The sequence below is a fragment of the Streptococcus mitis genome (genome assembly GCF_003942965.1).
GTDB classification, from domain to species: domain Bacteria; phylum Bacillota; class Bacilli; order Lactobacillales; family Streptococcaceae; genus Streptococcus; species Streptococcus mitis_BH.
This window is the reverse complement of record NZ_RJOG01000009.1, coordinates 25717-46696: the sequence shown is the minus strand read 5'-3', so window position 1 is coordinate 46696 and position 20980 is coordinate 25717. Positions and strand designations below refer to the sequence as shown.

Here is a 20980-nt window from a genome sequence, read left to right as displayed (position 1 = left end):
ATTATCATGACCATCACAGGTATTATCGCGGAGTTTAATCCCTTTCATAATGGGCATAAGTACCTGCTAAATCAGGCTGAGGGACTGAAAATCGTTGCCATGTCAGGGAATTTCATGCAGCGTGGAGAGCCTGCTATCGTGGATAAGTGGACACGAGCCCAGATGGCGCTGGAAAATGGAGCGGATCTGGTAGTGGAATTGCCATTTTTAGTCAGTGTTCAGGCGGCGGATTTCTTCGGCCAAGGGGCTGTGGATATCTTGACTCGTTTGGGCATTGATAGCCTCGCTTTTGGGACGGAGGAAGTTCTAGATTACCAGAAAATCGCTGACTTATACACAGAGCAGGGGACTGAGATGGAGAAATTTGTGGAAAATTTGCCTGATTCCCTTTCCTATCCCCAGAAAACCCAAACCATGTGGAAGGAATTTGCAGGTCTTGATTTTTCAGGCAATACGCCCAATCATGTTCTTGCTCTTGCCTATGCCAAAGCCGTTGTTGGACACAACACCAAACTGCATCCGATTCAGCGTCAGGGGGCGGGCTACCATTCTGTAGATAAAGATGTGGACTTTGCTTCGGCGACAGCTCTTCGTCAGCACCAGAAGGATCAAGATTTCTTAGAACGCTTTATGCCTTCTGTTGCCCTCTTTGAGCAGGCCAGTAAGGTGAGCTGGGAAGACTATTTTCCCTTGCTCCGCTATCAAATCTTGTCAAATCCAGACCTAACCACTATCTATCAGGTCAATCAAGAAATGGCTGCGCGCATTAAGGAAGCTATTAAAACAGCCCAGTCTGTGGAAGAATTGGTTGAGGCGGTTGCGACCAAGCGTTATACCAAGGCGCGTGTCAGACGCCTTTTGACTTATATTTTGGTGCAGGCTAGAGAAAATGACTTGCCAGAAGACATTCATGTCCTTGGCTTTACCGAAAAAGGCAGACAACATCTCAAGTCTCTGAAAGAGCAGGTCCATCTAGTCAGCCGAATTGGCAAAGAACCTTGGGATGCTATGACCCAAAAGGCAGACCAGATTTACCAACTGGGAAATCCAAGTATAGCAGAGCAGAATTTTGGAAGAGTACCGATAAGAATAGAAACAAACTAAGTCTACTGAAAGGTGGACTTTTTCTCAAGTCTCTACTAAACTACTATTTCTAAATAACAAGTTTATTTTAGCAAACGCGTTCCAAATTCCTCAAAACATATTCTATTTTAAGTTTGTGAAAATCACTTTTTTATGGTAAAATGTTAAAGAATGTATGTCATTCATAATAAAAATTAAATGAGGTAAAAACATGGAAATCATGTCGCTTGCGATTGCTGTTTTTGCCGTCATCATTGGTTTAGTCATTGGATATGTCAGCATCTCAGCTAAGATGAAATCATCTCAGGAAGCTGCAGAGTTGATGCTTTTAAATGCTGAACAAGAAGCAACTAATTTACGTGGACAAGCTGAACGTGAAGCGGATTTACTGGTTAATGAAGCTAAACGTGAAAGCAAGTCTCTTAAAAAAGAAGCACTATTGGAGGCCAAAGAAGAAGCCAGAAAATACCGTGAAGAAGTGGACGCTGAATTCAAATCAGAACGTCAGGAACTCAAACAAATCGAAAGTCGTTTGACAGAGAGAGCTACTAGCCTTGACCGTAAGGACGACAATTTGACGAGTAAAGAACAAACACTTGAACAAAAAGAACAAAGTATTTCTGATAGAGCGAAAAACCTTGATGCGCGTGAAGAGCAATTAGAGGAAGTCGAAAGACAAAAAGAAGCAGAACTAGAGCGTATTGGTGCTCTGTCTCAGGCAGAAGCACGAGATATTATCTTGGCTCAGACAGAGGAAAACTTGACCAAGGAGATTGCCAGCCGTATTCGCGAAGCTGAGCAAGAGGTCAAGGAACGTTCTGACAAAATGGCCAAGGACATCCTGGTTCAAGCTATGCAACGTATCGCTGGTGAATATGTAGCGGAGTCAACAAACTCAACGGTTCATCTGCCAGATGATACTATGAAGGGACGCATTATTGGTCGTGAAGGTCGTAACATTCGTACCTTTGAAAGTTTGACAGGGGTCGATGTGATTATCGACGATACACCAGAAGTGGTGACCTTGTCAGGTTTTGACCCAATCCGTCGTGAGATTGCCCGTATGACTATGGAAATGTTGCTCAAAGATGGTCGTATCCACCCAGCTCGTATCGAAGAGTTGGTTGAGAAAAACCGTCAAGAGATTGACAATAAGATTCGTGAATACGGTGAGGCTGCTGCCTATGAAATTGGTGCGCCGAACCTTCATCCAGACTTGATGAAAATCATGGGACGTTTGCAGTTCCGTACTTCATATGGACAAAATGTCTTGCGCCATTCGATTGAGGTTGCTAAGTTGGCTGGAATTATGGCGAGCGAGCTTGGTGAAAATGCGGCTCTTGCCCGTCGTGCTGGTTTCCTTCACGATATTGGGAAAGCCATTGACCGCGAGGTTGAAGGTAGCCACGTTGAAATCGGTATGGAATTGGCCCGTAAGTACAAGGAACATCCAGTTGTGGTCAATACCATTGCTAGTCACCACGGAGATGTTGAAGCTGAGAGCGTGATTGCAGTTATCGTCGCTGCAGCAGATGCCTTAAGCGCGGCACGTCCAGGTGCTCGTAGTGAGTCTCTTGAAAGCTACATCAAGCGTCTTCATGATTTGGAAGAAATTGCTAACGGTTTTGAAGGGGTACAAAATAGCTTTGCCCTTCAAGCAGGACGTGAAATCCGCATCATGGTAAATCCAGGACAAATCAAGGACGACAAAGTCACAATCTTGGCTCACAAAGTTCGTGAGAAAATTGAAAACAATCTCGATTACCCAGGAAATATCAAGGTAACCGTGATTCGCGAGCTTCGTGCAGTAGATTATGCTAAATAATAAAAAACTGAAGTCAGAAGAGAATCTGACTTCAGTTTTTTGAATAAATTATTTGCAACTATTTGTTATATTATCGGGGCGAAATCTCAATTGGTGATAAGTAGATTAAATCTTGAGTAGAGTTATAGTTACCGATTTCTGCTTTAATATGTATATTTTGTCCGGTTTTAATATTGTCCCCATTAAATGAATTGAATATAGGATTTGAGATGATAGTGATTTGAGGGATTTTGAAATTAGGGCCTGATACCTCATCAGGATGATAATTTCCAGAATGAATAAGAATATCATATTTTGATTTTGACTTAGCAAGATTTGCTATGTTCCCATCAAATTCAATTATCTGACCTTTGTGTTTTTGAATAAAATCTGTTATGACACTTTGATCTTCAGTTTGGAGCAGAGATTTAAAGTCTTCATTGTTTTCTACTGTAATAATAGTTGCTTGTGATGGACTTGTTGACGAGGTTTCGGTCGAGCTTGATGTGGTGTTAGTTGAACTAGAGGAAGCAGGCGTCGAACTTGATGATGTAGAGGATGATTCACTAGTTTTCTCGACAGATTTTTCAATAATAGAGCTAGTTTGTGTAGAGGAAGGGGGAGAAACAGTAGTTGACTTATCTGAGTATACTCCAATTATAACTGCTATAAGAATCATAAATATTGTAACAGCACCGATTAAATATGGAATCAATCTTTTTATTTTCAGTTCCATTGGGCTCAATGGTGTTATTTCAACCTCAGCTTCTTTTTCAAAAAAACCAAATACTCCGGCATTTCCATGATCAATGATATTGATTTTGACTTCACTTTTGTTGAGATTGAGTTCAGATAAGCCATTTGAAATTGCTTCATCAACATTTTTTCCTTTATAATTTCCCATAAACTTCTCCTTTTTATATTAGTAGTTTTATTATCTCTTAAATAGAATAAAAAGGCAAGTCTTTTTTAGGGGGCTACCTTGTATAAATCATAGATTATGCTAAATAAATAAGAAAGAGCAGTTGAAAAATTACTGCTTTTTTGTTACACTAGTTAGAAAGACTGTAAAGGATAATCTGGCTTTTTGTTATTATTCTAGAGAAATGTTATTTCACAGACTGACTAAAAGGAGACACAATGGCAGACCGAGGCTTACTAATCGTCTTTTCTGGTCCTTCAGGGGTCGGAAAAGGAACGGTTAGAAGAGAGATTTTTGAGAGTTCTGAAAACCAATTTCAATACTCTGTATCGATGACGACACGCGCACAACGTCCTGGAGAAGTGGACGGTGTTGACTATTTCTTCCGTACTCGAGAAGAGTTTGAAGAGCTGATTCGTCAAGGACAGATGTTGGAATACGCAGAATATGTCGGCAACTACTATGGAACTCCCCTGACCTATGTCAATGAAACCTTGGACAAGGGAATCGATGTTTTCCTTGAAATTGAGGTTCAGGGCGCTCTTCAGGTCAAGAAAAAGGTTCCAGATGCTGTCTTTATCTTCCTAACACCACCAGATTTGGATGAATTGCAAGATCGTTTGGTAGGACGTGGAACAGACAGTGCAGAAGTAATTGCCCAACGAATCGAAAAAGCCAAGGAAGAAATTGCGCTTATGCGTGAGTATGATTATGCGATTGTCAACGATCAGGTGCCCCTAGCTGCTGAGCGTGTCAAACGTGTGATCGAAGCAGAGCACTTCCGTGTGGATCGTGTCATTGGTCACTATCAGGAGATGTTACCAAAATCTCCAACTACCCGATAAAATTTAGAAAATAGGTACAAGCAAATGATGTTAAAACCCTCTATTGATACCTTGCTCGACAAGGTTCCATCAAAATATTCACTCGTAATTTTGGAAGCAAAACGTGCCCACGAATTGGAAGCAGGTGCGCCAGCAACTCAAGGTTTCAAGTCTGAAAAATCAACTCTTCGCGCTTTAGAAGAAATCGAATCAGGAAACGTAACAATTCACCCAGATCCAGAAGGAAAACGTGAAGCAGTGCGTCGCCGTATCGAAGAAGAAAAACGTCGTAAAGAAGAAGAAGAAAAGAAAATCAAAGAGCAAATCGCTAAAGAAAAAGAAGATGGTGAAAAAATTTAAGGTTGGGGGGACTCAATCTTATTTTTTCTATTGCAAGAATATACTGACAAGGAGGAGGTGAGGAGATGACTATAGCCAAGATTATCGTAGATGTTCCCTTGATGCAGACAGACCAGCCCTATAGTTACAGAATTCCTGAGGAATTTGAGGGAATGTTGGAAGTTGGAATGCGGGTACATGTGCCCTTTGGTAAGGGGAATCGCCTGATTCAAGGGATTGTTCATGGTTTGGAGTCTCAAGTGGATGAAGAAGGGGCAAGTCAAGATTTAAAAGATATTGCTGAGGTGTTGGATTTTTCTCCTGTTCTCACGAAAGAACAACTCTGGCTGGCTGAGGAGTTACGCAAATCTGTTTTCTCCTACAAGATCTCCATCCTCAAGGCTATGTTACCAGGGTTTCTGAACTCCAGCTATGACAAGATTCTCTATCCTCTGGCTGGTCTGAATCAGGAAGACCGAGAGCGCTTGTTTGGTTCAGAAGATTCGCTAGCCTTTTCTTCGCTAGACCTTGCCAAACAAGCCGAAATGATGCGTTTGACTAGAAAAGGCCTGCTTGGTCTGGAATATCAGGCAATTGATCAAAAGAAGGTCAAGACCCAGTCTTGGTATGAGATAGATCTTGTTCAGTTAGAAGGTGTCGAGATTTCTGCACGTGCCAAGAAAAAGTTGGAATTGAGAGATTATTTGCTGTCTCATCCAGAGAATGCTTCCTTGACTAGTTTGTTAGAGTCCTACTCACGGGAGCAAGTTAACTTCTTTGTGGAACAAGGTGCTGTTACTATAGTCCAAAAGGAAGTGCAACGCTCGGCTGCTTATTTTGAAGGCATTGAAGCAAGTCAGCCTTTGGAGTTGAATCCAGAGCAAAGGCAGGCGCGTGATGCGGTTGTCAGTGCGATTGGCAGTCATCAGCCTCCCTTCCTCCTTCAAGGGATTACAGGAAGTGGGAAGACCGAGGTTTATTTGCAGATTATCCAAGGGGCCGTGGACAAGGGCAAGACAGCTATTTTGCTGGTGCCTGAGATTTCCTTGACTCCACAGATGACGGAGCGCTTTATTGCTCGCTTTGGTGAGAAAGTGGCCATTCTCCACTCAGGTCTGTCTAATGGTGAAAAGTATGATGAATGGCGCAAGGTGGAGCGCGGCGATGCTCAAGTTGTTGTTGGTGCCAGATCTGCTATCTTTGCTCCGCTGAAGAATCTAGGTGTTATGATTATCGATGAGGAGCACGAAGCGACTTATAAGCAGGACAGCAATCCCCGTTACCATGCCAGAGAGGTTGCTATTTTACGGGCTCAGTATAATCAAGCAGCTTTGGTACTTGGTTCAGCAACTCCTAGTCTGGAAAGCCGTGCGCGAGCTGGAAAAGGCGTCTATCAACACTTGCGTCTGACCCAACGCGCCAATCCTCTGGCCACTATTCCCAAGGTTCAAGTGATTGATTTTCGGGACTATATCGGACAAAACGAGACGTCAAACTTTACGCCACCTTTGCTAGAAGCGATTCAGGATCGTCTGGCTAAAAAAGAGCAGGTGGTTCTTATGCTCAATCGTCGTGGTTATTCTAGCTTTGTTATGTGTCGGGAGTGTGGGACCGTGGATACTTGTCCTAACTGTGACATTTCCTTGACCTTGCACATGGATACCAAGACCATGAACTGCCATTATTGTGGTTTTTCGAAGGACATTCCTCAGGTCTGTCCTAACTGTAAGAGCCGAAGTATTCGTTACTATGGGACAGGGACACAGAAGGCTTATGATGAGCTGGCAGAACTCTTTCCGCAGGCCCACATTTTGCGGATGGATGTGGACACGACTCGTAAGAAAGGTAGTCATCAAGCTCTGCTTGACCAGTTTGGACAAGGAGAAGCAGATATTTTACTAGGTACTCAGATGATTGCCAAGGGATTGGATTTTCCAAATGTGACTTTAGTCGGAGTGCTCAATGCGGATACGGCTTTGAATTTGCCAGACTTCCGTTCTTCTGAGAGAACCTTCCAACTTTTGACTCAGGTTGCAGGCCGGGCAGGTCGTGCTGAAAAAGCTGGGCAGGTCTTGATTCAGTCTTACAATCCGCAGCACTACGCTATTCGATTTGCAAAGGATCAGGATTACGAAGGTTTTTATGCCTATGAAATGGGAATCAGACGACAACTTGGTTATCCGCCTTACTATTTCACCATTGGCATTACCCTTTCTCACAAGAAAGAAGAAGAGGTGGTCAAACGTGCCTATGAAGTCATGAACATTTTGAGGTCAGGATTATCAGAGAACAGTAACATTCTTGGGCCAACGCCCAAACCGATTGCTCGTACCCACAACCTCTATCATTACCAGATTTTGATTAAATATCGTTTAGAAGATGAGCTGGGGCCGACCCTCAATCGGGTTCTGGCCTTAACTCAAGAACGGGAAAATAGTGAGCTCCGTCTCAGCATTGACCATGAGCCACAGCAATTTTTATAAGAAGGAGAAGATATGACAAAACTAATCTTTATGGGGACCCCCGACTTTTCAGCAACAGTTTTAAAAGGGCTTTTGACAGATGACCGGTACGAACTTCTAGCCGTTGTGACCCAGCCAGACCGTGCTGTCGGACGTAAAAAAGTGATCCAGGAAACCCCGGTCAAGCAGACTGCCAAAGAAGCGGGTCTTCCAATCTACCAACCTGAAAAATTATCTGGAAGTCCAGAGATGGAAGCTATTATGAAGCTAGGAGCAGATGGAATTGTGACTGCTGCTTTTGGGCAGTTTCTTCCAAGTAAACTCCTTGATAGCATGGACTTTGCAGTCAATGTTCATGCTTCTCTTCTTCCTAAACATCGTGGTGGTGCGCCTATCCATTATGCCTTGATTCAAGGTGATGAGGAAGCTGGTGTGACCATTATGGAGATGGTTAAGGAAATGGATGCAGGGGATATGATTTCTCGTCGTAGTATTCCGATTACGGATGAGGACAATGTTGGCACCTTGTTTGAGAAATTAGCTCTTGTTGGTCGCGATTTGCTTTTGGACACTTTGCCTGCCTATATTGCTGGGGAAATCAAACCTGAACCGCAGGATCCAAGTCAGGTTACCTTCTCGCCAAATATCAAACCCGAGGAAGAAAAGTTGGATTGGAATAAAAGCAATCGTCAACTCTTTAACCAAATTCGTGGAATGAATCCGTGGCCTGTTGCCCATACTTTCCTTAAGGGAGACCGCTTTAAGATTTATGAAGCTCTTGCTGTAGAAGGTCAGGGAAATCCAGGTGAGATTCTCTCTATCGGCAAGAAAGAATTGATTGTCGCAACGGCAGAAGGGGCTCTATCCCTAAAACAAGTGCAGCCAGCTGGTAAACCTAAGATGGACATTGCTTCCTTCCTTAACGGAGTTGGACGTACATTGACTGTAGGAGAACGATTTGGTGACTAAAGTAGAAACGGCTAGAAGTTTAGCCCTAGCGGTATTAGAAGATGTCTTTATCAATCAAGCCTACTCAAACATCGCCTTAAATAAACACCTCAAAGGAAGTCAACTCTCTGCAGCAGACAAGGGCTTGGTGACAGAGATTGTCTATGGAACTGTAGCCCGTAAACTGACTCTGGAATGGTACCTATCCCACTTTATCGAAGACAGAGACCAGTTAGACAGCTGGCTCTATGTCCTTGTCCTCATGAGTGCCTACCAGCTCCGCTATCTAGATAAGATTCCAGACCATGCTGTAGTCAATGAAGCAGTGGAATTGGCCAAAGTCCGTAAAAAAGGCAGTGAAAAATTGGTCAACGCCGTCCTTCGCCGTATCTTGCGTGAAGGCTGGCCAGATATTGCTAGCATAAAACGAAAAAACAAGCGTGATTCCATTGCCTATTCTCTCCCAGTTTGGCTAGTTGCCAAGCTCAAGGAAGAATACGGAGAAGAGCGAGCGCAAGCTATCTTTGAAAGCCTTTTGGTGCGAAACAAGGCCAGTATTCGTGTAACGGACCTAGGACGAAAAGAAGAAATCCAAGTTTTGTTGGAGGCCAGTGTTTCATCCTTGTCTCCCTCTGGTCTTGTGAAGGAGCAAGGGCATTTTGCAGGCCATGATTTGTTTGCGGATGGAGCCATTACCATCCAAGACGAGTCCAGTCAGCTTGTTGCTCCGACGCTTGATTTACAAGGTGATGAGCAGATTCTAGATGCCTGTGCGGCTCCGGGTGGAAAAACAGCTCATATAGCCTCTTATCTCACGACAGGTCAGGTTACTGCTCTGGACTTGTACGACCACAAGTTGAACTTAATCCAAGAAAATGCCCAACGTCTGGGAGTTGCAGATCGGGTTCAAACGCAAAAATTAGATGCCAGAAAGGTGCATGAGTTTTTTGGTCAGAATTCATTTGATAAGATTTTGGTGGATGCTCCCTGTTCAGGAATTGGTCTTTTACGCCGCAAACCAGACATCAAATACAATAAGGAAACATCAGATTTCGCGTCTTTGCAGGAAATTCAGCTAGAAATATTAGGTAGTGTTTGTCAAACACTAGGCAAAGGTGGTATAATAACTTATAGTACCTGTACTATTGTCTCAGAGGAGAACTTTCAAGTCGTACAGGCATTTTTAGAAAGTCATCCCGACTTTGAGCAGGTAAAACTAGAACATGAATGTAAGGATATCATGAAAGATGGTTGTATTCTCATTACACCTGAATTGTATGGAAGTGATGGATTTTTCATCAGCCAATTTCGTAAGATATCGGATTAGGAAGGAACTGACATATGGAAATTTCAATATTAACGGATGTTGGTCAAAAACGAACAAATAACCAAGACTATGTCAACCACTACGTCAACAGAGCAGGTCGTACTATGATTATCTTAGCTGACGGGATGGGAGGACACCGTGCAGGAAATATCGCGAGTGAAATGGCGGTTACAGATTTAGGTATCGCTTGGGTAGATACCCAAATTGATACCATCAACGAGGTGCGTGAATGGTTTGCTAACAACCTTGAGATGGAAAATAAAAAGATTAACCAATTGGGGCAAGATGAAGCCTATAAAGGGATGGGTACAACCCTTGAGGCTGTAGCCATTATTGATAATCAGGCTATCTATGCCCACATTGGGGATTCTCGTATCGGTTTGATTCGTGGAGAAGAATACCACCAGTTAACGAGCGACCATTCTTTGGTCAATGAATTGCTTAAGGCAGGTCAATTGACGCCAGAAGAAGCTGCTAGCCATCCACAGAAAAATATTATTACTCAATCTATTGGTCAAAAAGATGAAATTCAGCCTGATTTTGGAATAATCACCCTTGAGCCTGGGGACTATCTCTTACTCAATAGTGATGGCTTGACAAATATGATTTCAGGTAGTGAGATTTCTGATATTGTAACCAGCGATATTTCTTTGGCAGATAAGGCAGCAACCTTGATCCGTTTTGCCAACAATGCTGGTGGTTTAGACAATATCACAGTTGCCCTTATTGCTGTTAATGAGGAGGCAACAGAATGATCCAAATCGGCAAGATTTTTGCCGGGCGGTATCGGATTATCAAACAAATTGGTCGAGGAGGCATGGCAGATGTCTATTTGGCCAAGGATTTGATTTTGGACGGTGAAGAAGTGGCAGTGAAGGTCCTGAGGACCAACTACCAGACAGATCCTATTGCAGTGGCTCGTTTTCAGCGGGAAGCGAGAGCCATGGCGGATCTGGACCATCCTCATATCGTTCGGATTACAGATATCGGTGAAGAAGAGGGACAACAGTATCTCGCAATGGAATATGTTGCTGGATTAGACCTCAAACGCTATATCAAGGAACATCACCCTCTTTCAAATGAAGAAGCGGTTCGAATCATGGGACAAATCCTCTTGGCTATGCGCTTAGCCCATACTCGAGGAATTGTTCACAGGGATTTGAAACCGCAAAATATCCTTTTGACCCCAGATGGGACTGCCAAGGTCACAGACTTTGGGATTGCGGTCGCTTTTGCTGAGACAAGTCTGACTCAGACCAACTCAATGCTGGGTTCAGTTCATTACTTGTCACCAGAGCAGGCGCGTGGTTCTAAAGCAACTGTGCAGAGTGATATCTATGCCATGGGGATTATTTTCTATGAGATGCTGACAGGTCATATTCCTTACGATGGGGATAGTGCGGTTACCATCGCCCTCCAGCATTTCCAGAAGCCATTGCCATCGGTTATAGCTGAAAATCCATCTGTGCCTCAGGCTTTAGAAAATGTTGTTATCAAGGCAACTGCCAAGAAATTGACAGATCGCTACAAATCAGTTGCTGAAATGTATGTGGATTTATCTAGTAGTTTGTCTTATAATCGTCGTAATGAACCAAAACTGGTCTTTGACGATGCGACTAAGGCGGATACCAAGACTCTTCCTAAAGTTCCACAAAGTACTCTAACTGCGATTCCAAAACCACAAGTCCAAAGTCCGAAACAACAACCTAAGAAAGTTGTACAACCTACTTCTACTAATGAGTATTTAGAGAAACCTGTTAAAAAACGGAAGTTTAGATTTCGTTATCTGATTCTGCTAGCAACGATTGGACTGGTGGCAGCTTCTCTTATTTGGATACTATCCAGAACTCCTGCAACTATTGCTATTCCAAATGTGGCAGGTCAGACGGTTGCAGAAGCTAAAGAAGCTCTTAAAAAAGCTAATTTTGAAGCAGGCGAAGAAAAATCAGAAGCTAGTGATACAGTAGCAGAAGGACGTGTCATTCGAACGGATCCTGAAGCGGGTAGTAGCCGAAAAGAAGGAACGAAAATCAATTTGGTTGTCTCATCAGGTAAGCAATCCTTCCAATTGAGCAATTACGTCGGACGCAAGTATACGGATGTCGTAGCTGAACTCAAGGAGAAAAAGGTGCCAGAAAATCTAATCCAGATGGAAGAGGAAGTATCCAGCGAAATCGAACCTGGAACCGTCCTCAGACAGACTCCTGCTTCGGGTTCGACATATGATCTCTCAAAAGCTACTACGATCACCTTAACAGTTGCTAAGAAGGGTATGCCTAATTACATCGGTTCAAGTTTCGAATTTACTAAGACTAATCTGATTAGGATTGTCGGAGTAAATGAGGCTAATATTGAGGTTGTCGAGGTTTCGACAGCTCCTGAAGGAACAGTAGAGGGCACGGTTGTAGATCAAACACCAAAAGCTGGAGAAAAGGTTGACCCTACTTACACACGTATCAAAATCTCAGTTTATAGACCGAAAACACCGCCGTCAACTTCATCCTCTAATCCTACTCAACGTGGAAACCAAGGTTCTACAACAACACCAAATCAAGGGAACCAACAAGGTAGTCAGCGAGGTAATCAACAAGGTAATCAACAAGGGAATAATCCTCCAACGAATCAACCAAATAGTGAAGGAAACCACGAAACTCCTTGATAATAAGCCGATCTTTGTCATGATATTATGACAAAGATTTTTTTAAATTGAATTTTTGTGATAGAATAGAGAAAGTAACTAAAAGGAGGAAAGCATGGAAGAATCAAGAGAATTAAATGCCGTTATCGATGTGATTATGCTAGCAGGAACCATTCTCCTCAAAAGTGGTTCAGAGATTCATCGTGTAGAAGATACCATGATTCGTATTGCGCATTCGCAGGGGATTGTGGATTGCAATGTTCTTGCCATGCCTGCCGCTATCTTTTTCTCCATTGAAAATACCAATATTTCTCGCATGAAGCGCGTGACTTCCTCTTCTTATAACATCGAAAAAGTCTGCGATGTGAACCAGATTTCTCGACAGTTGGTAGGTGGAAAGCTTGATTTAGAGACAGCCTTCAAGCAATTGACGGTCTTGCAAGCCCAACCTCTTCCCTATACCAAGTTGCAGGTAACTCTGGCTGCTACCTTTAGTGCTCCTTTCTTTTCGATTATGTTTAGTGGAAATATCTACGATGCACTTGGGGCAGGAGTGGCTACCTTATTTGGTTTTGCCTTTTCCCTCTATGTGGAGAAGTTTATCCGAATTCCTTTTGTGACAGCCTTTGCTGGAGCCTTTGTCTTTGGGATGATTGCCCAGTTTTGGGCTCGCTACACAGGATTTCCTTCAACAGCAGATTTGATTATAGCTGGTGCGGTCATGCCTTTTGTACCAGGGATTGCCTTGACCAACGCGGTTCGTGATATTATGACCAACCACATAAACTCTGGTATGAGTAAGATGTTTGAATCCCTGCTCATTACCCTTGCTTTAGGGGCAGGAACTTCTGTCGCCTTGGTATTGATGAATTAATATGACACTAACAACCTTTTTATTACAAGCAGTAGCAAGTCTTCTTGCCATTATTACCTTTTTAATCGTACTCAATGTGCAAAGGTCCATGCTCTTACCTGGAGGGATTTTGGGCATGGCTGTCTGGCTAATCTATCTCTTACTCAAGGAACCAACCAATGTTATCGTAGCTACCTTCATTGCGGCCATTATCGGTTCATGTGTCAGCCAGATTTTGAGTATTCTTTATAAGACACCTGCTGTAGTCTTTATCTTAGCAATCTTGGCACCTCTGGTTCCGGGTTATCTTTCTTATCGGACAACTGCCTTTTTTGTGACGGGGGATTACAGTCACGCCATTGCTAGTGCAACCTTGGTTGTTATGTTGGCTTTGGTGATTTCCATTGGAATGGCTAGTGGAACAGTGATTCTTAGATTTTACTCCTACTTACGAAAACAGCATAATAGTTAGATTGCTAAGAGACTTGATTTGGTGAATCAAGTCTTTTTTCTCTCTTTTACTGCCATTTGTGATAAAATAGTATAGAACGATTTTTTACAATGAATGATAAAACAGAGGTAAATATGACAATCGGTATTGATAAGATTGGTTTTGCGACCAGTCAATATGTCTTGAAATTACAAGACTTAGCAGAAGCGAGGGGAATTGACCCTGAAAAATTAAGTAAAGGACTCTTGCTCAAGGAATTGAGTATTGCGCCCCTAACTGAGGACATTGTGACCTTGGCAGCCAGTGCAAGTGACTCTATTTTAACTGAGCAAGAAAGACAAGAAATCGACATGGTCATTGTGGCTACTGAGTCAGGAATTGACCAGAGTAAGGCTGCGGCCGTCTTTGTACATGGTTTGCTGGGTATCCAGCCCTTTGCTCGTAGTTTCGAGATTAAAGAAGCCTGCTATGGAGCGACTGCTGCCCTCCATTATGCCAAATTGCATGTGGAAAATTCTCCAGAGTCCAAAGTCTTGGTTATTGCCAGTGATATTGCCAAGTATGGTATTGAAACTCCAGGAGAACCAACTCAGGGTGCTGGAAGTGTGGCTATGTTGATTACACAAAATCCACGCATTATGACCTTTAATAATGACAATGTAGCTCAGACCCGTGATATCATGGATTTCTGGCGTCCAAATTACTCGACAACCCCATATGTAAATGGTGTTTATTCTACCCAACAATACTTGGATAGCTTGAAAACGACTTGGCTTGAATACCAAAAACGCTACCAGCTTACTTTGGATGATTTTGCGGCTGTTTGTTTCCACTTGCCTTATCCTAAATTGGCGCTAAAAGGCTTGAAAAAAATCATGGATAAGAGCTTGCCCCAAGAGAAAAAAGACCTCTTGCAAAAGCATTTTGACCAGTCTATTCTCTACAGCCAAAAGGTGGGGAATATCTACACAGGTTCACTTTTCCTTGGACTTTTGTCTCTGTTGGAAAATACAGATAGCTTGAAGGCTGGGGATAAAATTGCCCTTTATAGTTACGGAAGTGGTGCCGTGGCTGAGTTCTTTAGTGGTGAATTGGTTGAAGGATATGAAGCCTATCTAGACAAAGACCGCTTGAACAAGCTGGACCAAAGAACTGTCTTATCCGTTGCAGACTATGAAAAAGTCTTCTTTGAGGAAGTAGACTTGGATGAAACAAACTCTGCTCAGTTTACAGATTATGAAAATCAAGATTTTGCCTTGGTTGAAATTGTCGACCACCAACGCCGTTATAGCAAGGTTGAAAAATAATGAAGATAAGTTGGAATGGATTTTCTAAAAAATCATACCAAGAGCGCCTCGAGCTGATAAAAGCTCAGGCGCTCCTTAGTCCTGAGAGACAAGAGAGTTTGGAGCAGGATGAACAGATGAGTGTGACTGTGGGAGACCAGCTGAGTGAGAATGTAGTGGGAACTTTTTCTCTGCCTTATTCGCTGGTCCCAGAGGTTCTCGTTAACGGTCAGGAATACACAGTTCCCTATGTGACAGAAGAACCGTCCGTGGTTGCTGCGGCTAGTTATGCCAGTAAAATCATCAAGCGTGCAGGCGGTTTTACTGCGCAAGTCCATGATCGCCAGATGATTGGACAGGTCGCCCTTTATCAAGTTTCTAATCCTGAACAAGCGCAAGAGAAGATTGCTAGTAAGAAAGAGGAACTCTTAGAACTTGCCAATCAAGCCTATCCTTCTATCGTTAAACGTGGAGGTGGGGCGCGTGATTTGCATGTAGAGCAGATAAAAGGCGAAACAGACTTTCTCGTTGTTTATCTTCATGTCGATACCCAGGAAGCCATGGGAGCCAATATGCTCAACACCATGCTGGAGGCCTTGAAACCAGTCTTAGAAGAACTCAGCCAGGGGCAGAGTCTCATGGGAATCCTATCTAATTTTGCGACCGATTCTCTGGTGACGGCAAGTTGCCACATCGCCTTTCGCTACTTGAGTCGTCAAAAGGAGCAAGGACGAGAGATTGCGGAGAAAATAGCTTTGGCTAGTCAGTTTGCGCAGGCTGATCCTTATCGAGCTGCTACTCATAATAAAGGGATTTTTAATGGTATTGATGCCATTTTGATTGCCACTGGTAATGACTGGCGTGCCATCGAAGCCGGGGCCCATGCCTTTGCCAGTCGAGATGGATATTACCAAGGTCTTAGCTCTTGGCGTCTAGACTTGGAGACAGAAGAATTGGTTGGTCAAATGACTCTTCCTATGCCTGTAGCAACCAAGGGTGGCTCTATTGGTCTCAACCCTCGTGTAGCCCTCAGTCATGAACTACTGGGAAATCCTTCTGCTAAAGAATTAGCTCAGCTTATCGTGTCTATCGGGCTTGCCCAAAACTTTGCGGCCCTCAAAGCCTTGGTGAGTACAGGGATTCAGCAAGGCCACATGAAATTGCAGGCTAAATCCTTAGCTCTCCTAGCAGGAGCCAGTGAATCCGAGGTAGCTCCCCTAGTCGAGCGCCTCATTGCAGATAAAACCTTTAACCTAGAGACAGCCCAGCGTTATTTAGAAAATTTAAGATCATAAAAAACTCAGACGAATTCGGTCTGAGTTTTCTTGTGTTTAAATACTTTTTCCTGGCAATAGAGTAACTGGTAAGAAGTAACCAGTTGTCGCAACTTCCTTGCCTTCTATCTTCTGCAAGAGGAGGTCCACAGTGAGGCAGGCAATTTCTTCCAAGGGTTGCTTAATAGTAGCCAGTTGAGGGTAGTAATTCTCGATAAAGTAGGTACCATCGTAACCGATGACCTTGAGCTCTTCTGGTACAGAAATTCCCAGTTCCTGAGCAATTTTAATGACTAGAATAGCGGTCAAATCATCCGAAGCAAAAATTGCATCTGGTTTTTGTCGAGTCAAGATATTCTTGATTTCCATTTCTTTTCTGACAGGAGAAAAGTCACTGGAAACATTGATAATAGGAGCTTTGGGGAGTACAGAAGCAAAACCAGCGTGGCGCAGTCCAGTTGGCGAATTGGAATTGTCATTCCCTGTAATCATAATGATAGACTGGGCACCTGTCTTGACTAAGGTATGGGCAGCAAGAACCCCACCAGCATAGTTGTCAGAGGAAACGACAGGAATGTCTGGCGATAGGTTTCGGTCGAAGGAAATAATTGGTGCTGTCACGCGATTGTAGTCTTCGATTCCTAGATTGTGACTACCAGAAATGATACCGTCCACCTGATTGGCTTCCAACATTTCGATGTATTCACGTTCCTTCTCAGAATCGTGCTCACTGTTGCAAATGATGGTCTTGTAACCATTTTTGAAGAGTTGGTGTTCCAGCTTATCAATCAATTCTGCATAGAAAACGTTGGAAATATTGGGGAAAATCAAACCGATTAATTTGGCCGATTTTCCTTGCAAGCTACGAGCTAGGTTGTTGGGTTTATAGCCCAATTCTCGCATGGCTTCATTGACTTTTTGGATGGTTTTCTCAGAGAGATACCCTTTTTTATTGATAACCCGAGAAACGGTAGTAGGGCTGACGCCTGCAAGTTTGGCGACATCAGTTAGTTTTGCGACCATAATCTAATTCATAGTAAGTTCCAGTTGGGTTTCCAGATTTAATCAGGATACCATTTTGGTCCGCATGTGGGAAGACACGACCAGAAAATACTTTTTCTCCTTTATTGATGAAAATTTCAAAGACAGAGTTATCGATGAAGATTGTAGCAGTAGTAGCCTGATTGTCGATAGGGCAAGAACGAGTAGTTCCAAATTCTTGTGCGTACTGCTCACCAGCCTGACTACGATCCACTGTTACTTGACCATTTACAAGGTCAAAGTTGATGGAAAGTCCCTTGCCTTCTTTATCAGCAAGTAAGACAATCTCGCTCTGGCTATTGGCTTCCAAGTTGAGTTCAAGTTCGTAAGTGTTATTGGTTTGGACACGGTTTGAGAAGGCTTCTTCAGAAGCACGGAGGTCCTTGATAGCTGCGACTGGGTATTGGTAGAGTTTGCCATCTTTGATAGTCAGTTCTTTGACCAAAGAGAAGGTTCCTTGGTGGTCAAAACGGTCAGATGGGTAAGAAACATCTGGTAATCCAAGCCAGCTAACTGCTAGAGCACGTCCGTCAGGAGCGTTGAAGGCTTGGGTTGCATAGGCTTCGAAACCATAGTCCATGTTTTGAAGTTGAGACACATCTACTATTTTTGCATTTTCAGGGTCAAAGGAAGCCCCAATTTTATACATATTTGGATAGATATTATCGTAGTCTAGAACATCTTTATCCAATCCTTGTGGGCAGTAGAGAAGGACAGGTTGTCCCCCTACAAAGACCAGATTTGGACATTCCATCATGTAGGCAGTGCGGTCGTTAGCAAAGTCAAGGTCGCCAACTGCTTGCCAGTTTGTGTAGTCATTGTCAATAGCTTTGTAGAGACGGACGAAGCCTTTTTTCTCCAAGTCCTGTCCACCGACGATGGCATAATATTGCCCCTTGAAGTTAAAAATTTGCGGATCGCGGAAGTGGTCTGTAGAGTCTGCTGGCTGGTCAATCAAGATCTTGTCAATCTTCGTAATATTGCCATCCTTATCCATCAAAGCCCCAATCTGGTATGGGTGACGGATCCAGTTTTCGTCGCGAACATTTCCTGTATAGAATAGGAACAAGTTATCACCAAACTGCATGGCAGAACCAGAGTAGGCACCGTGGCTATCTAATGGAGTATCAGGCAAAACTTTGGCACCAGTTTCTGTGAAGTGAACCAAGTCCTCGCTTTCCAATTGAACCCAAGATTTCAAACCGTGGGCTGCACCAAAAGGAAAGTTTTGATAAAAAACAATCCACTTCCCATCAAAGTAAGAAAAGCCATTTGGGTCGTTTAGAAGTCCTGTTTTTGGCTCAACATGGTAATGAGTATGCCATGGAGATTGTGCCATATTTTCCTTTATATGTTGAATTTCTTCTTGCGTCCAATCTTGATAAAGTCTGTAACGATGCTCAGTTGTCCATTCCATTCATTCATTCCTCCAAAAATCTTATCACTTTTAATAGTAACCGTTTTCGGTTAAAAAAGCAAGTCTTTTATGTTAAAAAAGAAAAAAAACTGTCAAACGTTTATCACAAAACAAAACCAGAAAATCAATCAACTTTTCAAGAAAATATGAAAGATAATGAAATAAAAGCCTTTTTAACCAAGGGTTCAAACTTATTTTTTCAAGGGATGTCTGTTAAAACAGTCAAAACAATCAATCTGAAACGTGTCTACTAAGTGGATAGAATATTTTTTCTGCAAAACGCTTGACATATTTTTTAAACGTGATAGAATAATATTCGTGGGGCGAGTAAAATCGCTTTCAAACAAAAACAAATTTTTTTATAAGGAGATTTTTGCAAATGACCAATACAGAAATTGCAAAAAAAGTCATCGAAGCCTTGGGTGGACGTGAGAACGTCAACAGTGTAGCTCACTGTGCGACTCGCCTTCGTGTTATGGTGAAAGATGAAGCGAAGATCAACAAAGATGCTATCGAGAACTTGGAAAAAGTTCAAGGTGCTTTCTTTAACTCAGGTCAATACCAAATCATTTTTGGTACAGGTACAGTAAACAAGATGTACGATGAAGTCGTAGCTCTTGGTTTGCCAACGACATCTAAGGATGAGATGAAGGCAGAAGCTGCTAAACAAGGAAATTGGTTCCAACGTGCCATCCGTACTTTTGGTGACGTCTTTGTTCCAATCATTCCAGTTATCGTAGCAACTGGTCTCTTCATGGGTGTTCGTGGGCTCTTGAATGCTCTTGGAATGACACTTCCAGAAGATGTGACAACTTACACTCAAATTTTGACTGACACAGCCTTTATCATCTTGCCAGGTTTGGTCGTTTGGTCAACCTTCCGTGTATTCGGTGGTAACCCAGCTGTTGGTATCGTTCTTGGTATGATGCTTGTTTCTGGTTCACTTCCAAATGCCTGGGCTGTTGCATCTGGCGGTGAAGTAACTGCTATGAACTTCTTCGGATTTATCCCAGTTGTAGGTTTGCAAGGTTCAGTTCTTCCAGCCTTCATTATCGGGGTTGTCGGAGCTAAGTTTGAAAAAGCTGTTCGTAAAGTGGTTCCAGATGTACTTGATCTCTTGGTAACACCATTCGTAACACTTCTCGTAATGTCAATTCTTGGTTTGTTTATCATCGGACCAGTCTTCCACGTTGTTGAAAACTACATCCTTCTTGGAACAAAAGCTATCCTTAACTTGCCATTTGGTCTTGGTGGTTTCTTGATCGGTGGAGTTCACCAAGTTATCGTCGTATCAGGTGTTCACCACATCTTCAACTTGCTTGAAGTTCAATTGCTTGCTGCTGACCATGTCAACCCATTCAACGCTATCATCACAGCTGCCATGACTGCTCAAGGTGCTGCAACAGTAGCCGTTGGTGTGAAAACTAAAAATCCTAAACTTAAAACACTTGCTTTCCCAGCTGCTCTTTCTGCCTTCCTAGGTATTACTGAGCCTGCTATCTTCGGGGTTAACTTGCGTTTCCGTAAACCATTCTTCCTTTCATTGATCGCTGGTGCTATCGGTGGTGGATTGGCATCTATCCTTGGGCTTGCTGGTACTGGTAATGGTATCACTATCATCCCAGGTACAATGCTTTACATTGGTAACGGACAACTTGCACAATACCTTCTTATGGTAGCTGTATCATTTGCTCTTGGTTTTGCTCTTACTTACATGTTTGGTTATGAAGATGAAACTGATGGAGAATCAACTGTAAAAAAGCCTGAAGTTAGCGAAGAAGTAGTAGAAACTGCATCTAAGCTAACAGACGAAACAATCCAAACACCAATCGTTGGTGACGTAGTTGCCCTTTCAGATGTTAATGACCCAGTCTTCTCAAGTGGAGCTATGGGCCAAGGTATCGCTGTGAAACCAAGTCAAGATGTTGTTTACGCCCCAGCTGATGCTGAAGTGACAATCGTCTTCCCAACAGGACATGCTTATGGTTTGAAAACTGCAAACGGAGCTGAAATCTTGATCCACGTTGGTATCGATACTGTTTCAATGAATGGTGAAGGATTTGACCAAAAAGTTGCTCAAGGTGACAAGGTTAAAGCTGGAGATGTTCTTGGAACCTTTGACTCAGCTAAGATTGCTGCTGCAGGTCTTGATAACACAACAATGGTTATCGTGACAAACACAGCTGACTTTGTTTCAGTAAATCCAGTTGCTTCTGGATCAGTTGCTAAAGGTGATGCTGTGATCGAAGTGAAAATCTAATCAATCCTCTCTAATGTGAAAACGAACAAATGACATGTTTGTTCGTTTTTG

General features: G+C 42.9%; 17 protein-coding genes. 14 read left to right on the top strand and 3 right to left on the bottom strand.

The features are described from left to right. The first annotated feature begins 6 nt into the window (after positions 1-6). Positions 7-1104 carry a nucleotidyltransferase gene (locus tag D8837_RS04125; protein ID WP_023946536.1) on the top strand — a complete coding sequence of 366 codons (1098 nt, stop codon included), beginning with the start codon at positions 7-9 and terminating at the stop codon, positions 1102-1104. A gap of 190 nt (positions 1105-1294) precedes the next feature. Then, complete coding sequence (locus D8837_RS04120) at positions 1295-2908, top strand: ribonuclease Y (protein ID WP_000404934.1); 1614 nt, start codon at positions 1295-1297, stop codon at positions 2906-2908. 70 nt (positions 2909-2978) lie between these two features. Here D8837_RS04120 and D8837_RS04115 read toward each other — a convergent pair whose 3' ends face one another. Then, on the bottom strand, positions 2979-3791 hold the full coding sequence (locus D8837_RS04115) for a DUF4839 domain-containing protein (protein ID WP_023946534.1): 813 nt from the start codon (positions 3789-3791) through the stop codon (positions 2979-2981). Between the two features lie 236 nt (positions 3792-4027). On the opposite strand from D8837_RS04115, the gene gmk reads away from it, so the two are divergent. The 11 genes from gmk (at position 4028) to D8837_RS04060 (ending at position 16232) form a co-directional block, all read left to right on the top strand. Further along, complete coding sequence (gene gmk, locus D8837_RS04110) at positions 4028-4654, top strand: guanylate kinase (RefSeq protein WP_000775041.1); 627 nt, start codon at positions 4028-4030, stop codon at positions 4652-4654. 24 nt (positions 4655-4678) lie between these two features. Then, a complete protein-coding gene (gene rpoZ / locus D8837_RS04105) occupies positions 4679-4993 on the top strand; it encodes a DNA-directed RNA polymerase subunit omega (RefSeq protein ID WP_000979235.1) in 315 nt (104 codons plus the stop codon). Between the two features lie 65 nt (positions 4994-5058). Next, the gene (locus tag D8837_RS04100; protein ID WP_125456288.1) at positions 5059-7455 is read left to right on the top strand and encodes a primosomal protein N'; all 2397 of its coding nucleotides are present in this window, start codon (positions 5059-5061) and stop codon (positions 7453-7455) included. A gap of 12 nt (positions 7456-7467) precedes the next feature. Next, the gene (gene fmt, locus D8837_RS04095; RefSeq protein ID WP_125456287.1) at positions 7468-8403 is read left to right on the top strand and encodes a methionyl-tRNA formyltransferase; all 936 of its coding nucleotides are present in this window, start codon (positions 7468-7470) and stop codon (positions 8401-8403) included. Next, positions 8396-9709, top strand: coding sequence for a 16S rRNA (cytosine(967)-C(5))-methyltransferase RsmB (rsmB, locus tag D8837_RS04090; RefSeq protein ID WP_185755663.1), 1314 nt, complete (start codon positions 8396-8398; stop codon positions 9707-9709). Before fmt ends, rsmB begins: the two co-directional genes overlap by 8 nt. 14 nt (positions 9710-9723) lie before the next feature. After that, on the top strand, positions 9724-10464 hold the full coding sequence (locus D8837_RS04085; RefSeq protein WP_125456285.1) for a Stp1/IreP family PP2C-type Ser/Thr phosphatase: 741 nt from the start codon (positions 9724-9726) through the stop codon (positions 10462-10464). Beyond that, on the top strand, positions 10461-12368 hold the full coding sequence (pknB, locus tag D8837_RS04080) for a Stk1 family PASTA domain-containing Ser/Thr kinase (protein ID WP_125456284.1): 1908 nt from the start codon (positions 10461-10463) through the stop codon (positions 12366-12368). The genes D8837_RS04085 and pknB overlap by 4 nt, the downstream gene beginning before the upstream one ends. A gap of 94 nt (positions 12369-12462) precedes the next feature. After that, positions 12463-13221, top strand: a complete 759-nt coding sequence (locus D8837_RS04075) for a threonine/serine exporter family protein (RefSeq protein ID WP_125456283.1) — start codon at positions 12463-12465, stop codon at positions 13219-13221. Position 13222: 1 nt separating this feature from the next. After that, complete coding sequence (locus D8837_RS04070; RefSeq protein ID WP_125456282.1) at positions 13223-13672, top strand: threonine/serine exporter family protein; 450 nt, start codon at positions 13223-13225, stop codon at positions 13670-13672. A gap of 113 nt (positions 13673-13785) precedes the next feature. After that, positions 13786-14958, top strand: coding sequence for a hydroxymethylglutaryl-CoA synthase (locus D8837_RS04065; protein WP_185755665.1), 1173 nt, complete (start codon positions 13786-13788; stop codon positions 14956-14958). After that, positions 14958-16232: a hydroxymethylglutaryl-CoA reductase, degradative gene (locus D8837_RS04060; RefSeq protein ID WP_125456280.1), complete on the top strand. Its 1275-nt coding sequence runs from the start codon at positions 14958-14960 to the stop codon at positions 16230-16232. The genes D8837_RS04065 and D8837_RS04060 overlap by 1 nt, the downstream gene beginning before the upstream one ends. A gap of 36 nt (positions 16233-16268) precedes the next feature. On the opposite strand, the gene D8837_RS04055 is transcribed toward D8837_RS04060, so the two are convergent. Together D8837_RS04055 and D8837_RS04050 are read right to left on the bottom strand one after the other, a co-directional pair. Continuing rightward, a complete protein-coding gene (locus tag D8837_RS04055) occupies positions 16269-17234 on the bottom strand; it encodes a LacI family DNA-binding transcriptional regulator (protein ID WP_125456279.1) in 966 nt (321 codons plus the stop codon). Then, on the bottom strand, positions 17215-18669 hold the full coding sequence (locus tag D8837_RS04050) for a sucrose-6-phosphate hydrolase (protein WP_125447868.1): 1455 nt from the start codon (positions 18667-18669) through the stop codon (positions 17215-17217). Before D8837_RS04050 ends, D8837_RS04055 begins: the two co-directional genes overlap by 20 nt. 379 nt (positions 18670-19048) lie before the next feature. Here D8837_RS04050 and D8837_RS04035 point away from each other — a divergent pair, with 379 nt between their 5' ends. After that, a complete protein-coding gene (locus D8837_RS04035; protein WP_125456277.1) occupies positions 19049-20929 on the top strand; it encodes a sucrose-specific PTS transporter subunit IIBC in 1881 nt (626 codons plus the stop codon). Positions 20930-20980: the final 51 nt, after the last annotated feature.